10 protein-coding genes and 3 pseudogenes are annotated in these 16,079 nt (G+C 36.9%); 9 read left to right on the forward strand and 4 right to left on the reverse strand.

What is annotated here, in order from left to right; translation table 11 throughout:
• Nucleotides 1-30: 30 nt before the first annotated feature.
• The 5 genes and pseudogenes from Q4493_RS10595 (at nt 31) to Q4493_RS10615 (ending at nt 6,689) form a co-directional block, all read left to right on the forward strand.
• Nucleotides 31-924 carry a LysR family transcriptional regulator gene (locus Q4493_RS10595; RefSeq protein ID WP_303452369.1) on the forward strand — a complete coding sequence of 298 codons (894 nt, stop codon included), beginning with the start codon at nt 31-33 and terminating at the stop codon, nt 922-924.
• A gap of 155 nt (nt 925-1,079) precedes the next feature.
• A pseudogene (locus tag Q4493_RS10600) lies at nt 1,080-1,325 on the forward strand (endonuclease III); the annotation flags it as partial.
• Between the two features lie 148 nt (nt 1,326-1,473).
• Nucleotides 1,474-3,657 (forward strand): hypothetical protein, encoded by a 2,184-nt coding sequence (locus tag Q4493_RS10605; RefSeq protein ID WP_303452371.1) that lies wholly within the window; start codon nt 1,474-1,476, stop codon nt 3,655-3,657.
• A gap of 171 nt (nt 3,658-3,828) precedes the next feature.
• Nucleotides 3,829-4,074: pseudogene (locus Q4493_RS10610) on the forward strand (endonuclease III); the annotation flags it as partial.
• 512 nt (nt 4,075-4,586) lie between these two features.
• Nucleotides 4,587-6,689 carry a glycosyl hydrolase 53 family protein gene (locus Q4493_RS10615; RefSeq protein ID WP_303452373.1) on the forward strand — a complete coding sequence of 701 codons (2,103 nt, stop codon included), beginning with the start codon at nt 4,587-4,589 and terminating at the stop codon, nt 6,687-6,689.
• A 430-nt stretch (nt 6,690-7,119) separates the two neighbouring features.
• Here Q4493_RS10615 and map read toward each other — a convergent pair whose 3' ends face one another.
• Nucleotides 7,120-7,893: a type I methionyl aminopeptidase gene (gene map, locus Q4493_RS10620; RefSeq protein WP_303452375.1), complete on the reverse strand. Its 774-nt coding sequence runs from the start codon at nt 7,891-7,893 to the stop codon at nt 7,120-7,122.
• Nucleotides 7,886-8,092, reverse strand: coding sequence for a ParD-like family protein (locus tag Q4493_RS10625; RefSeq protein WP_303452691.1), 207 nt, complete (start codon nt 8,090-8,092; stop codon nt 7,886-7,888). Before Q4493_RS10625 ends, map begins: the two co-directional genes overlap by 8 nt.
• A 231-nt stretch (nt 8,093-8,323) precedes the next feature.
• Here Q4493_RS10625 and Q4493_RS10630 point away from each other — a divergent pair.
• Nucleotides 8,324-8,572 (forward strand): annotated as a pseudogene (locus tag Q4493_RS10630) (endonuclease III); the annotation flags it as partial.
• A 248-nt stretch (nt 8,573-8,820) separates the two neighbouring features.
• Here Q4493_RS10630 and Q4493_RS10635 read toward each other — a convergent pair.
• Nucleotides 8,821-11,034: a prolyl oligopeptidase family protein gene (locus Q4493_RS10635; protein ID WP_303452377.1), complete on the reverse strand. Its 2,214-nt coding sequence runs from the start codon at nt 11,032-11,034 to the stop codon at nt 8,821-8,823.
• A gap of 640 nt (nt 11,035-11,674) precedes the next feature.
• On the opposite strand from Q4493_RS10635, the gene Q4493_RS10640 reads away from it, so the two are divergent.
• Genes Q4493_RS10640 through Q4493_RS10650 form a run of 3 tightly spaced genes read left to right on the forward strand, consistent with a single transcriptional unit; the run spans nt 11,675 to nt 13,990 of the window.
• Nucleotides 11,675-12,421: a hypothetical protein gene (locus tag Q4493_RS10640; protein WP_303452380.1), complete on the forward strand. Its 747-nt coding sequence runs from the start codon at nt 11,675-11,677 to the stop codon at nt 12,419-12,421.
• Nucleotides 12,422-12,448: 27 nt separating this feature from the next.
• Entirely contained in the window at nt 12,449-13,798 is a 1,350-nt protein-coding gene (locus tag Q4493_RS10645; protein ID WP_303452382.1) for a hypothetical protein, read from the forward strand.
• Nucleotides 13,799-13,816: 18 nt separating this feature from the next.
• Nucleotides 13,817-13,990 carry a hypothetical protein gene (locus tag Q4493_RS10650; protein WP_303452384.1) on the forward strand — a complete coding sequence of 58 codons (174 nt, stop codon included), beginning with the start codon at nt 13,817-13,819 and terminating at the stop codon, nt 13,988-13,990.
• Nucleotides 13,991-14,117: 127 nt separating this feature from the next.
• Here the strand turns inward: Q4493_RS10650 and speA are convergent, their stop codons facing one another.
• Entirely contained in the window at nt 14,118-16,079 is a 1,962-nt protein-coding gene (gene speA / locus Q4493_RS10655; RefSeq protein ID WP_303452386.1) for a biosynthetic arginine decarboxylase, read from the reverse strand.

A 16,079-nucleotide genomic window follows, 5' to 3' on the forward strand; every position in this document is an offset into this window, starting at 1 on the left:
ATCTTATAAACTTGATTCATATTTTTTATCATGATTACAATAGAACAATTAAAAGTCTTGAGAGCAATTGCAGAAGAAAAGTCACTAAGAGCTGCGGCAAGTAAATTAAACAAAACACAACCTGCGTTAAGCCATTCACTTAAACAGTTAGAAACACAACTGGGATTAGAACTATTCACAAGAGATAGCTATCGATTGAGGTTAACTAACGCGGGTAAAACAACATTTCAAATGGCACTTAAAGCCCTTCGAGAAGTATCGTTGATTGAACAATATGCAAATCATCTAAATCGAGGAAATGAAGCAAAAATTGTTATTGCTATAGAAGCAGCATTCCCTATTGAAGCGTTATTTCCGGTATTTGAACAGATGAGAAAACGATTCCCTTTGACTCAACTATCTATCACTCAAGAATATGTTTCAGGCGCTTTACAACTTGTGGCGGAAGGTAAAGCCCAATTAGCGCTTACTGGCGCACCAATTGATTACTTAGCCAAGTCTAGCGAACTTTTTTCAAAACAGATCGCAGAAGGTGAATTGATTAACGTAGCAACACCACAGATGCTAGAAAAATATCAACCAATGGATTCAATAGAAGCTCTTGTCAATGAAAATCAGATTATAGTGAAAGACACAGGTAAAATAACGCAAGACAATTATTTCAACACACAGACAGGACAACAGCGCTGGTACGTAAATAGCTTTGAAGCAAAGCTTAAACTCATATCCCATAGCCTAGGTTGGGGAATGTTGCCTAAGCACTTAATTTCAAATCAATTAGCTTCGGGAACCTTACAGGAAATTAACGTCGCAGATAAAGATAGTTCAAGTACGTTTCCATTATATTTAATAAAAAACAAATCGAAAATGCTTGGCCCAATATCGAATGAAATTTGGAAGGAATTCTCAGAACTCACGCTTTGATGCTAGAAAAAATTATACATTAGCGAAAATACCCCCGAACACTTTAACGAAACAATATCTCTACCTTTTAGAATTCACTCTTTCAATATATTGTGGGCAAATATTCGAATGTAAGCATATTAAACATTTAGAAATAACATCTACCTTCCTTATACTTTGGCTGGCCGACTATCGCCGTAGACACGCATATATACCGTGTTTCAAACCGCACTAAGCTTGCAATGGGTAAAACCGTTGATGACGTCGAACAAAAGCTCTTAAAAGTCGTCCCAAAAGAATTTAAAGTAGACGTGCACCACTGGTTAATACTGCACGGTCGTTATATTTGCGTGGCCAGAAAACCTAAATGTGGCGCGTGTATCATTGAAGACTTGTGTGAGTTTAAAGATAAAACAGAGTAACTATTAGTTATAGCAATTGTTCACTAAAAACATTGCTGGATCAATTTATCTAAAATTAACATCAAAACACAACAAAAAGCGCTTTAAATTGCATCGACGTACAATAAATACTAATCTAATTAGGAAATAATTATAACGAGCAGGACGCATGGCCTTTTTCAAAGAACTCAAACGACGCAACGTATTTAAAGTAGCAAGTGTCTACTTGATCACCAGTTGGCTAATTCTGCAAATTATTGCCGTTGTTTCGCCTTATCTGCACTTACCTACCTTATTTGGCACAATAGTTACGGTAGTTTTATCCATAGGTTTACCCATTGCTTGTATCTTTGCTTGGGCATTTGAGCTTACTCCGGATGGATTAAAGTTTACCCGCGATGTCGATAAAGAAAGTTCAATTAGCCATCATACCGGTAATAAAATTAATTACTTATTAGGTGGTGCCCTAACTTTAGCCTTGTGTTTTATCGGTTATGATAAATTTTTTACCCATCAAATAGATACGGAACAAACACTGTCTATCGCGGTGTTGCCATTTGAAGATATGAGTGCCGATCACTCACAAGAATATTTTGGCGATGGCATGGCAGAAGAAATCCTTAACTCGTTAGCAAAACTGCCGCAATTAAGTGTTATTTCACGTACGTCATCATTTGCATTTAAAGATAAAGATAATAGTGTTAAGGAGATTGCTTCAGCACTAGGGGTTAACTATATTTTAGAAGGCAGTGTCAGAAAAAGTAGCAACACTCTTAGGATTACCGCGCAACTTATTGAGGCAAATTCAGGCGCTCATTTATGGTCTCAAACTTACGATCGCCCACTGGCTGATATATTCACGATTCAGGACAACCTCACCTACGCCATTACCCAAGCATTACAATTAAATTTATTGCCTGAGCAAGTCATCAGCCAATCAGGCGAAACTAAGCCAGGCATGACAACTAACCAATTAGCGTACGATTTATTTATTCATGCGCGAGAATTGCAATATTTACGCACCACAGAAAGCCTAGAGCAAGCAGAACAGCTACTTAATCAAGCCATTGATTTAGATCCTAATTTTCTTACCGCTAAAGCTCAGCTTTACACTGTTTATCACTTTATGAGTTACTACGGTGTTGCTTCGGTAGAAAATACACAAGCCAAGCAAGAACAACTATTTAATGAGTTAGTGGTTAGCGATCAAGTGTTTGCGATGAAATACTTAGTTATCGGCTATCATATGGCGTATAGCAAAAACCTGTATCAACATGCTGCACAAGCGGTAACCGTTGCAGCGAAATTAAACCCATCAGATCCAATAATTCAAAATTTATATACCTTGTTGCCCAATATGATCAATGGTGATGTTGACGAGTCTATAAGGCGTCGGGAAGCGCGCTATCAAAAAGATCCATTAGACCTGATCAATACTGTTAATTTACTTTCGCAAACTGTTTATGCAGATATGAAAGATAAAGCTATATTTTATTTAGAAAAATTAGAGCAATTAAATTCTGAAGCGTCGATAAGCTTAACAACACAAATTCAATATTACTATTTAATGGAACATGACCTTAAAAAAGCCCTTAATGTAAATTTAACTCATAACGGTAAAAGCAGCGTTAGAAGTGATACTCAGCAAATACGCTTGTTAGCGCTGAACAATCAACTTAACGACGCGCTGACGTTACTTGAACGTTACGCTAATACTGAATCACAAATTAACACTCAAGTATTGGAAACCTTCGGCTGGCTAAAAGCTTATGTTGAAAGGTTTGAGCGTGAAAATATCTCTGCAAAGCTGGCTATTACTAAGCTTGAAGATAGCTTATCGAGCAAAGACTTAATGTTAGTTAATTTATGGCGAGATAGCCTGCTTGGCAATCTTGATAGCGTTGAACAATGGGCAAAAGGCTACCTTGCAAGCGATGCAGCACCCGATAAATTTAATCTTACTAACGTCGATACAATCGAGTTTGGTTTAATTTATAGCTTAGCATTTTACTACCATCCTAATAGCAACAACGATTATTTCAATAAAATTGAAGAGTTATTTAATGCGCAACTGCCTAGGTGTCAGAATAAATATTATATTACGAATGGTTGTGTCCCTTTTTTGTATTTATCGGGCGACATTTCGCAACAACAGGCGGTAACTGACTCGCTGTCGTTACGAGCTATACTTGATGATAATCGAATTGGCGATGATTTATTTGCCGATACATCATTATCGCTTTCTGGGGTAAACATCGATCCGCAATTTAAGGCATTCTATAAAGAACAAATACTCCCCATGTATGCCAAAGTAAATGCCCCGATACACACTGCGATGAGTGCTGCTCCATAGTGTTTAACTTATTATTCTCTCTAGCTAGTGATGCTGCGCTGTAAAACATCCCCTAATGGTCGGTTTACCTGAGTTGGCACTTGGACCAAAAAGTTATCAGAATTTTCACACAGCCTGAGCACAACACAACCTTAAAATTCAGGAATATTTGAATACCTACCTTAATTAACTTTTGGCTGACCTACTATCGCCGTAGACACACACATCGATCGCGTCTCTAACCGCACTAAATTTGCCATGGGTAAAAACATGGTTGAAGTAGAACAAAAACTACTGAAAGTGGTGCCGGCCGAATTTAAAGTAGACGTTCACCATTGGCTTATTCTACACGGTCGTTACGTTTGTGTGGCACGTAAACCAAAATGTGTCGCGTGTATTATTGAAGGCTTATGTGAATTTAAAGATAAAACTGATTGATATATCGACTCCATTAAACGAAGAAACTATCTAAAAAAATATTTTTTCAATTCCTATCATACCGTTAATCAGTTTATAGCGACTCCCCTTTGACAAGCAAAAGCTTTCTATGACAAAAAGAAGATCTGTCAGAAGATCCATATTCGGAGTTTATTAGCTATTTACGCTATCTCCCTGAGGATTTGCACTTGTACAGTGCTTCGTTTGTTAAATCAAAAATTTTGAGCCACCTATTTTGTGCTAAAACAGTGAAACTTTTATTGTCGGTTTTAACCTGAAGCATTTACTTAAGTGCAATAAAAAATCTATATGTGATGACTAAATATCCTTGGCTACCAAATTTAATTATTGTTTAATTTCAATATGTCAGAAAATTTAACTGTGTCATTTTTATTTTTGAAAGGCAGTACTTTTTAACTTAAATTAAATAAAATTATTAGAAGCGAATTTAAAATTTCAACTCAATCGTACAATTGTGCTATAAATATTTTATTTATGTATAAGGAGCTTTCATGCGTAGATCATTTAAACGAATTTTATTAATTAGTTTTCAGACATTTTTTCTATTGGGGTGCGGTGGAGGTTCATCAGGATCTTCTACAACGACTCCTACTTCTCCAGTTACTACTAATAGCCCTCCAATAGCTAATGCGGGTGATGACCAAACGGTATATGACTTAAATAAAGTCACACTGGATGGTTCTAATAGTAGTGACACAGATGGCTCGATTAGTAAGTTTACTTGGAAACAAATAAGCGGTATATCAGTTGTTTTAAATGACTCTTCAACGGTTAGCCCTACATTTACAGCACCTAACGTAGGGGCTGAAGAAATACTTACTTTTGAGTTGCAAGTTACAGATAATGCTAATGGGGTAGCGACAGATCGAGTAGATATTACAATACAAGACGCTAATACTCCTCCTGTTGTAGATATTGAACAAGAGTTTGTAGTAAATGAACAGACCTTACTAACATTAACACCTACAGTAAATGACGAAGACTTGGATTCCATAGAGTATAGCTGGATACAATTATCAGGCTCGACAGCTGATATCAATAACCCAAATGATAAAGAATTAACAATCAATATTCCTGCTACAAATATTGACACCAGTTTGGTTTTTAAGCTGACGGTAACAGACAATGAAGGACTAGCAACAGATGTTTCAGTGTCAGTTCAAGTTAATGATGTAGCATTTACACTTGAATCACACTCTTCAGAAGCAATTGACCCTGCTAATAATACCCAACAACTAAGTTTAAACTTTAATGAAGAGCTAGGAGCAGATATAAGTTCTGTGGAAGTATTTGAAAATGATGAACTAATCAACTTTGAGATTGTTGCTAATGGAATTGCTTTGAATATTAAACCTCATGGTGGATTTAAGTATAGTTCTGATTACAGAATAGCCTTGTCTGAGTTAACTTCTTTTAGTAATTCTGATTTTCAAGGTTCTGATTTAGCTTTCACAACAAAAGCTCGTGATGAAAAAATGTTTGTTGGCGCTGTAGTAACAGATGGCGTTTTAAATGCTATGAATGTCAATGATAGCGCTTGGACGCCTGAATCACTTTTTACAATCCTAAATGAAAATGGCATTAATAATTTTCGATTAGGAAATCGGATAGGTATCACCCCTGAGCTAGATGAAGCACCACTCGACGAATGGGATGATATTCTAAGTAACAATGATCTACCAAATAGTTGGAGTTCACGTGAACTTGCAAGATACACAATAACTAAAGGTGGTAAAGATGGAAACAATCATTCAGTATTCTTATTTCTAAGTGATGCAGCAACTCACGCAAGTACATATTATCCAGGCGATGATTGGGCAGCCTTAACATTTGAACAACGTCTTGAAGCAATAGAACTCCATTCGGCTGAAGTGGCTCAATATTTCTTAGATTTTGGTGTAAATGTCAGCCAATTTGAGATTGGTAATGAAGTTGACTTTGGTATCGCTGGAATTCAGATTGGCGACGAACTAGTAGGCGAAGATATTGATGTAAACTTAAATGATAATAGTGCTCAAGAAAAACTATGGCCATATCATGTTGCAGTATTTAATGCGGCAATAAAAGGCATCCACTCTGTTAATCCTACAGCGAAAATTGGGCTCCACCTTGCAGGTATGGCTTATAGCGAACAAAATATTTATTCTATTGGATTTTTTAAGCATATGATCAATGAGAACGTAGACTTTGATGTTATAGGTCTTTCATACCCTTACCTGATCTTTGAATACAATGAAGGGATTAGTTTCCCTTACTTTAAAAATGATGATTTTAAATTTTTAATAAATTCATTGGCTGAATTAAACAAAAAAATTCAAATTAGTGAATTTTCATACTTTACGGACAGTACAAATATAAAAGTTGCAGTTGAACAAAGGTATTCAAATACAGAAGAAGGTCAAGCTAACTTTATGCAAGACTTTTTGAGCGAATTGAATAGATATCCGGCAATTGAAGGGGTTTATTATTTCTATGCTGATTATTATGATGAAATGGAGGGTCCAGATGAACTTTCAGGGATTGGTTTATTTAGGAATCAATCAACTCCTAAACCAGCTTTATCTAGCAGTATAAAAAATTTCGTAGAAAATTAACTATTTTACTTGTGTATATGAATATACACAGTATTAACTCCCATTAAACAAAGGTGCTGTGTTCATACGTGGTACCTTTGTTATCCTCTGGACTTCCAAGCATAATGAACAAAAAGTAAGCGTCAGCAATACGAAAAACGTGTCCTCAACCTACTTTAAGACGACGAACCTAACCTGAGTACAAAGCACATACCTAACGTGTTTAAAGTAAATAACGATCTACTTTAACTATTTTTTGGTTGGCCAACCATAGCGGTAGATACACATATTATCCCTGCACCAAACCTCACTAAAATTTATTCAGAAAAAACAATGAGTTAGATAAACAAAAACCGTTCAAGGAGGTATATATCGAACTTCCCTAAAATAGAGCCACTCGAAAGGATTAGATTAAAGATTTAAATCAAAGTTATTATTTTACATCAAAGTGTCAAAAGCGTTCTTCATCTCGCAGAGTAAGCACTTCAAAACCGTCAGATGTAACCAAAATAGTATGCTCCCATTGAGCAGATAATTTTTTATCTCTAGTGACTACTGTCCATCCATCTTTTTTGGTTTTAGTTTTGTAAGATCCTTGATTGATCATAGGTTCAATAGTAAAAACCATTCCTTCTTTCAGACTAACGCCAGAATCAGGTTTACCATAATGTAAAATTTGAGGGTCTTCGTGCATTTCTCTACCAATACCGTGTCCACAATAGTCCCTTACTACAGTGTAACCATACTTTTCAACGTGATTCTGTATTGCATTCCCTATATCACCAGTTGTCGAGTTAGGCTTTACTGTTTGTATGCCTTTCCACATAGCTTCATAAGTCACATCTACCAGTCTTTTAGCGAGTGGTGTTACTGTACCAAGACAATACATTTTACTACTATCAGAAATAAATCCATTCTTTTCTAATGTGACATCAATATTAACTATATCGCCGTTCTTTAGCTTTTTCGCCTCGGAAGGTACACCGTGACAAACAACCTCATTTATTGATGAATTTAAAACATATTGGTAACCATATTGTCCTTTGCTTGCAGGTCTAGCTTTCAAGCTATTAACAATGATGTCTTCGACAAAATCATTAATTTCCAACGTTGATTTACCCACTTCAACAAACCTATCTAATTCATGGAAAACCTTAGCCAGTAGCCGACCTGATTCACGCATGAGTTTGATTTCTTCATATGTTTTGATATTGACACTATTCATTGATAAGTTTCATGGTTGCAATATTTTGATTTTGTTTCTCTCGCTCAATAATTTGTTCGTATGTCATCGTAGGATTTTGCTCTGCAATCCGACCAATTTTCATCCAAAACTCTGCTTGAGAGTTTATGGAACGTTCCATTACTGAGCTGTTTTTCCTCACTTCCTCATGAAGTCCATCTGAAATTTTTACTATGCCCATAGTCACCCAAAAAAACATTCGTTTTGCTATAATTTGTAGCATATCATAACAAAACATACACAACAAAGTTTTCTGAATAGCAAATTGTATGGGTATATGATTTAGTAAAATAATTAATAACCAGATATTCGCTTATTATATAACTCATATATAAGTGCCCGAGTGGCTATTTAGCCTTGAAAGCAGATAAATAAAATACATCAATGGTGACTGTTTTATATACCTTAATTATCTTTTGGCTGACCGAACATCGAAGTGGTCACGTATAAATTTAGAATGGCATATCGCACTAAATTTGCCATGGGTAAAAACGTGGTAGAAGTTGAGCAAAAACTACTGAAAGTGGTGCCGGCCGAATTTAAAGTAGACGATCACCACTGGCTGATTTTACATGGCCGTTATACTTGTGTGGCACGTAAACCTAAATGTGGCGCATGCATTATTGAAGACTTGTGTGAGTTTAAGGATAAGGCTGACTAGACTTATGTCTGTTTTAAGCTTTGAGAAACAGGCAGTGAGAGCCTAAAGTCAAAAATCGGCTGCGATGAGGAAATAACGGTTCTCTCAACTAAAGCTTAGTTTCCTCCTCCCAATCTTATTAATTCCAGCATTGTTTTCTGGTAATACAAAAATGCCATTTGAACTCACACTTTGGTTAAGTTCAAATGGCAGAAGTTCAAACGCATGGTTAAACAACAATATTATTTAATAACAAATCTCAACTAACCCTAATCAGCTAGTTTTTGCATAAGATAAGTGTGCTGAAGAGCTAGGCGTTTAGCTGTTTCCTTTAAGTTAGCTGCCGCGCTGTGGCCCCCATCAATATTTTCGTAATACAAGAAATCATGCCCTTGATCTTCCATACGTTTAGCAACTTTACGTGCATGCGCAGGGTGTACTCTGTCATCTTTTGTTGATGTTACAAAAAATACTTCCGGATAATCACTTGCAGGGTCGACATTATGATAAGGCGAAATTTGGCGCAAAAAGGCACCTTCAACAGCATCTTCAGGGTTACCGTATTCACCCATCCATGAAGCGCCTGCTAACATTTTGTGGTAGCGCATCATATCGAGTAAAGGCACAGCACAAATAACTGCGTTAAATAAGTCAGGACGTTGAGTAAACATTACTCCCATAAGTAAACCACCATTCGAGCCACCTTCAATCCCTAGATGCTTAGGACTAGTGATGCCTTTTTCAATTAGGCTTTCAGCCACAGCAATAAAATCATCATAAATGCGCTGACGTTCGGTCTTAAGTCCTGCTTGGTGCCACTTAGGTCCATACTCTCCACCTCCACGAATGTTAGCAAGCACATAAACACCGCCATTTTCTAACCAAAGTTTTCCTCTGAGCGCGGAATAACTCGGGTTAAGAGAAACTTCAAAACCGCCATATCCATAAAGCAATGTTGGATTACTAGAGTCCATTGCTATGTTCTTATTTCGGACAACAAAATAAGGAACTTGAGTACCATCTGAGCTCGTAGTAAAAAACTGTTCCGATACCATTGTGCTCGCATCAAACCAAGCTGGCAGCCCTTTAGCTTTTGCCTTTTCGCCACTTGCCGTGTTGTATGTCCAAAGCGTATCAGGCTCTAAAAAACTCTCTGAGCTAATAAATGCAACATCTTCTTTATCATTCGTAGACCCTATCGATACAGTGCCATTAGCTGGGAAGTCTAGCTTTTCAGAGCGCCATTGGCCATCAACCAAATCAAATGCAAATGCGGCGCTAGTAACGTCTTCAGATATTGAAACTAGCAATTTGCTTTTAGTAGTACCTACATTGTTAAGCGATGATTTTTCATTTGGACTAAACACTATGGTAACGGTCTCAATTTGGCCGTCTTGCATAAAGTCATGAATATCAAAACTGACTAAATCACCGGTTTTAAATCCGCGCCAGTCCTCGTTTAGCTGTACAAGCATTTGGTCTTTGAATAAGCCGTATATATTCTTCTTTTCCGGAAGAGGTAGGATAACTGGAGTTTGCGGTTGACCGTCTTTCATCGGTATCCATTCGTAAATAGAATCGTAAAAGGTAAGAGAGCGCGCATTCATTATTTCGCGCGATCCATTAGCCAATTCAAACACACTGCCCCAGTAACCGACATCTTGTTGCTCGCCTTGACCAATCTCTTTCGCTTCTGATAAAGGAGTGCCACGTTTCCAAAGCTTAGCGATCATTGGATAACCGCTATCAGTCATGGTGTTATCACCAAAATCAACGCCTATTACTACGTGATTTTCATCAAGCCATGACATTGAGCCTTTGGATTCTTCAGTAACAAATCCATCCTTAACCCAACTCTTACTTGCCGTATTAAATTCACGACGCACAACAGCGTCTTTTCCGCCATCAGATAAATTAACAATACAACGCTTATAATCTGGGCCAAGGCAGCTATTACCTTTATAAACCCAATTCTTGTTTTCATCTTTAGCGAGCTTGTCAAAGTCTAGTACCGTTTCCCATTTGGCATTTTCCGACAAATAGCTTTCGAGGGTACTCTTACGCCATACACCGCGAACATGAGTTTCGTCTTGCCAAAAATTGTGTACCTCGCCTCCTCGGTAAGATACATAAGGAATTTTGTCTTTCGAGTTAAGGATTTCTAGGGCTTCTGCCTGCATAGTGTCAAAACGTGGATCTGACATGAGTCTATCTAAGCTGCGAGTATTCCATTTATTTACATCTTTAAGCGCTTTTTTCCCCAATACTTCTTCAAGGTAAAGATGATCATTGTCTGTTTGGCCAGGCGTTTTGTACTCAATGTTTTTGTAATTCACTTTACTTAAAGTCTCTTGTGGTGATGATTTTGCTATAGCTTCTTCATGCTGTAATTGCTTGTTATCGTTTTTACAACCTGAAAGCCCTGCAATAGACAAACTTAGTGCTAGCCCTAACGTCGTAACGCTTGTTATTGAAACTGACATCTTTAGTCCTTAATTTGATGATTTTTATTTTTAAGAGACCCAGTTTAGTTTGAACCTATCAAAGGTTCAAGAGACTGATGATTTGTCACTTTACAGAAGAGATAGGCTGTTGGTTGCTAATGGTAACGTTTAATAATAAAAGATTAGACATAGCTCTTTTTCAACGTCAACTTTAACGCACATAAAACGCAGAAAAGGCGAACCTTTGTCACTTTATGTGGCGTAGTAGATGAAAACAAAAATCTTACCTTTATTATCCATTATCTGGCCTTTCATTGCCGTATACATGCACATTTTTAAAGTATCCAATCACACTAATTTTGCTTCTGGTAAAACGAGATAAAAGTAGAGCAATAGCGACTTAAAGTCATCCCTACAGAATTCAAAATCGACGTCCACCACTAGTTGTTCCTTCTTGGTCGCTATACTTGTGTAGCACACCAACCATAATGTAGTGCTTTTATTATTGAGGACTTGTATGAGTTTAAAGATAAACCTGAATAGCTTTTATTTATAGCGTTTATTCACTAGGAACAATTTATTTAAAATTAACATCAAAACGCAAACAAAACGGTTTAAATTGCATCGCCGTGCAATAAATACTACTCTAACTAGGAAATAATTATAACGAGCAGGACGCATGGCCTTTTTTAAAGAACTCAAACGCCGTAATGTATTTAAAGTTGCGAGTGTTTATTTAGTCACCAGCTGGCTTATCTTACAAATTGTTGCCGTTGTTTCCCCCTACCTCCATCTCCCCACCATGTTTGGCACGATAACTACGGTAGTGCTTGGAATTGGCTTTCCTGTTGCTTGTATATTTGCCTGGGCATTTGAACTAACACCTGAGGGTTTAAAGTTCACAAAAGACGTTGAAGAAGATGAATCTATTCGCGAAATAACGGGCAGTAAAATCAATAAATGGTTAGCAATGGCATTTACCTTAGCCATTGCATTTATCGCGTACGATAAATTATTCGCGCCAAGCGATGAAGTAACCAAAGAGTTATCAATCGCTGTTTTGCCTTTTGCGGATATGAGCCCAGATAACTCACAAGAGTATTTTGGTGATGGCATAGCAGAGGAGATACTTAACTCATTAGCACGAATTAACAGCCTTTTGGTGATCTCTCGAACATCGTCTTTTGAATTTAAAAATAAAAATTCAGATATTCGAAAAATAGGCGAAACTTTGGGGGTTAATTACGTACTTGAAGGCAGTATTCGAAAAGACTCTGAAAAATTACGAGTAACTGCGCAATTAATAGAAGTTGTATCAGGAAGTCATATTTGGTCTGAAACCTACGACCGAACACTTGATGGTATTTTTGCCATACAAGATGAATTAACCTTTGCCATTACCCAGGCATTAAAGCTCAATTTATGACCCAACGAGCTCAATACCGAAGCGGGATTGACGCGTAACGAGCAAGCATATGAATTATTTGTAAAAGGCCGAAGTTTAGCTTACCAAAGGAAGCCTGAGTCGCTTCAGCAAGCACGAAACTATTTACAACAAGCAATTAACTTAGATGATAAGTTTTATTTAGCGAAAGCGCAGCTATTTGCAGTGTATGAGATGGCAAGATCTTACGGGGGCTTAACTGAAGCCGAACGCAACAAACAACAAGAAAAACTATTTAACGAGTTATTAGTAGCACCGCAGTTTCCCCTTAAGCACTATGTTGAAGCAAATTATTTGTATAGCAAAAATCACAATGACTTAGCGTTTGAAAAACTGCAACTAGCCTTCAAACAAGCCCCAAATGATCCTTTTATTGAGAATTCGTATTTACTTGCACTTTCTGGCAGTAAAGGTTTTGAACAAACGGTAGAAAATCGCTTGCAGGTGCTGAAAAGAAACCCTACTAATATTGTCAATTTATACAACCTTGCTTATAGCTCATACGTAATTGGCAACACCGAACTGAGTTTAACAGCAATTAAGAAAATACATGATCAAAAGGATTCAAGTAGTAACGCCATAGATGCTCTGCTGTTTAAACATTATGTCATCGAACAGTCACCACAGAATGCGTTGAACTACTTGCAAAGTATTGAAAGTAAAAAAAATACGTTGCAAAGAGCACAAGAAATTTCTTTACATATTGTGCAAAATAATAACAACATTGCCTTAAAAGAATTACAAAACGATTTACAGGAAAACCCTGAAAACTTTAACGACTATGGGTGGCCTTTAACCTTGTTATATGCAATGCAACAACAGCAAACGCTGAGTTTTGCAGAAACTGAATTACTAGCTAAGTTGCCGCTGCCAGAAAAATTTAAACTAGAAGGCCAAATTATGGCAAACTTACTTCTCGGGGATACAACGTTATTTAATAATACATACGGCAAAGACGGACAAATATCATCAGAGCAGTACGAACAGTTAGCAAAAGATAATCTGATTACGCTGCTACTCTATAGCGCAATATTGAAAAACAAAGGCGCTGAAATTTTACCTGAGCCAGTCGCATTTATAGTCAAAGATTCGCTCTCATTTTGTATGGTAAATGAAGGGCGAGGTGGTTCTGCATATTGCCCATTAGTGCTTTATCTTGATAACAGTTTAACACTTGATGAGCAGTACCAGTATTTTAAAAACTCACTTCAAATGCTCGATGTTTTCTATATAGGTTTAGAATCTTTTTTACTGACTAACCCCAGCTATTATGGTGTAAAACAACATCCAAATTTTGAAATAACAGCCAACCAATTTTTAGATAACACGGTAAGAAAATGGCAATTATCAAACTTGTAGCAAACATAATGAGTTAATTTGCCCCTAGCTTTAAAGGCTTTAACTTTAAAGGCTTTAACTTTAAAGGCTTTAACTTTAAAGGCTTTAACTTTAAAGGCTTTAACTTTAAAGTTTTTAGTTTTAACGCTAAGTCCTTTAACTCACTTTTATGAAAAAATCACAAAAAATGTCTTAAGCTTTAATCAGCAATAATTAACTAATTTATTATTGCTGTGAATCTAGGCAACAACTTAAACAACAAGTTTAGTTAACTAGACACTACGATTTTTTTTCATCAATACTTTAAAATGAGCAGGAGAAATTTTTATACTGTAACTAGCTATTTAAGGTAGGTATAACCTTCTAAGCAGTCGTCATAAAAATCGATCCATTGTACTCCTTCCCTTGGTTTTATCTTGCCTCGTTGAATTTGCTTATCAATTTCTTTTTTCACCACCTGCGCCATAATTTCAGGCGTATATTGCATGGTAGATAACACATTTTTCACCATAGAGCCCCTTACCACTTCTTCCATGTAAAAGTCTTTTGGATCATCATCGTAACTCACAATATGCACTTCATTGAGGCGACCAAATAAGTTATGCATATCACCCATAACATCTTGATAGGCACCCGTTAAAAAAATACCAATGAAATAATCTTCACCTTCGTTTAATGAGTGTAATGGAATATTAGTCGCAACTGTTTCATCACCAATAAATTTATCAATTTTACCATCACTGTCGCAGGTAATATCAACTAAACTGCATAGCTTGCTTGGTTTTTCATTTAATCGAGAAATAGGAACAATAGGTAATACTTGATCAATGGCCCATGAATCAGCAGCCGATTGAAACACAGAAAAATTGGCTAAATATTGAGAAGACAACATCTCAGGTATTTCTTTTAATTCTTCAGGTACAAACTCTAAATCTTGGATAATATTGTCAATACCGCCTAAAATTCGCCAGTAAATTATTTCAATTTTGGCCATTTCCTCTAATGACATAATACCCAGCTTAAACGCTTGCATTGCTTGTTCTTTTAGCTGTGCGATATCGTTATAGACTTCTTGGTGATTTTCACTGGTTAATCCTGATTCAATTTCACGAAAATTGGTGACAATAATATGCTCGCCAGTTTCTTTACGTGTGTTGTACACAACTCCTCGGGGATGAATTTCGCCTATCACCTTTGTGACAACACATGAATGATGAGCTGTCATCGCACGACCACTTTCACTAACTAAATGAGGGTGAGAGACGCCTTCCAAATCACAATTTTGTTTAAAACCGTACACAATATCGGCAATATATTCTTCAATACTGTAGTTACAAGAAGAGTCATTAGTTGATTGTGAACCATCGTAATCAACCGCTAAGCCGCCGCCAACATCAACATATTCAAGAGGTACGCCTTTCTTAACTAAGCGAGAATAAATTAAAGAAGCTTCTTGTACGGCTTCTTTAATGGCTCGAATGTCGGTAAGTTGACTGCCAATGTGAAAATGCAATAACTTAATCGCCTCAGATAAGCCTTCTTGCTCAAGCAAAGACACCGCATTAAGAATTTCAGCGATGCTTAAACCAAATTTTGCCCGCTCACCACTAGAGCTTTCCCATTTACCGCGCCCTTTCACCATCATTTTAACGCGTAAGCCTATCATAGGGACAATATTGAGTTCTTTGGACAGTGAGATGAGCTTAGTTAATTCACTAAATTTTTCAATAACGATCACAATTTTACGATTGATTTTCACCCCGAGTAAGGCAAGTCGCAAATACTCTTCATCTTTGTAACCATTTAAAATAGTTAATGAATTTTTATTGGTGTTATAAGCTAATGCAGCGATCAATTCAGGTTTAGAGCCTGCTTCTAAGCCGTAATCAAAACGCTCACCAGCGTCAACAATTTCTTCGATTACTTCTCGCATCTGATTAACTTTTACCGGGAACACCCCTAGATAGCGCCCTTCATACTCAGCAGACTCAATCGTGCTACGAAATGTGCGATTTAAACGTTCCACTTGAGATCGTAAAATATCATGAAAGCGAATAACAGCAGGAAATTCAATGCCTTTCGCAGACATTTCATCAACAACTTCACGCAAATCAATGTTTAAATTAGGTTGTTCATAACGAGGAGTTACTTCGATATTCCCTTTCTTACCGACAGCAAAATATCCATTGCCCCAACGTTGTACTCGATAGGTTTTTTCAGCGTCTTCTACTGACCAAGTTCTCTCGTTAGCAACATCTGTTTTTGCTAACTCATCCTGTAATTCTGTGTGTGTTTTACTCAA

It is taken from the genome of Colwellia sp. 1_MG-2023 (genome assembly GCF_030546755.1).
GTDB lineage: Bacteria > Pseudomonadota > Gammaproteobacteria > Enterobacterales > Alteromonadaceae > Thalassotalea_H.

Coding starts and splice junctions, on each gene's coding strand:
- Q4493_RS10595 (WP_303452369.1), top strand. CDS start 31: ATGATTACAATAGAACAATTAAAAGTCTTGAGAGCAATTGCAGAAGAA.
- Q4493_RS10605 (WP_303452371.1), top strand. CDS start 1,474: ATGGCCTTTTTCAAAGAACTCAAACGACGCAACGTATTTAAAGTAGCA.
- Q4493_RS10615 (WP_303452373.1), top strand. CDS start 4,587: ATGCGTAGATCATTTAAACGAATTTTATTAATTAGTTTTCAGACATTT.
- map (WP_303452375.1), bottom strand. CDS start 7,893: ATGAATAGTGTCAATATCAAAACATATGAAGAAATCAAACTCATGCGT.
- Q4493_RS10625 (WP_303452691.1), bottom strand. CDS start 8,092: ATGGGCATAGTAAAAATTTCAGATGGACTTCATGAGGAAGTGAGGAAA.
- Q4493_RS10635 (WP_303452377.1), bottom strand. CDS start 11,034: ATGTCAGTTTCAATAACAAGCGTTACGACGTTAGGGCTAGCACTAAGT.
- Q4493_RS10640 (WP_303452380.1), top strand. CDS start 11,675: ATGGCCTTTTTTAAAGAACTCAAACGCCGTAATGTATTTAAAGTTGCG.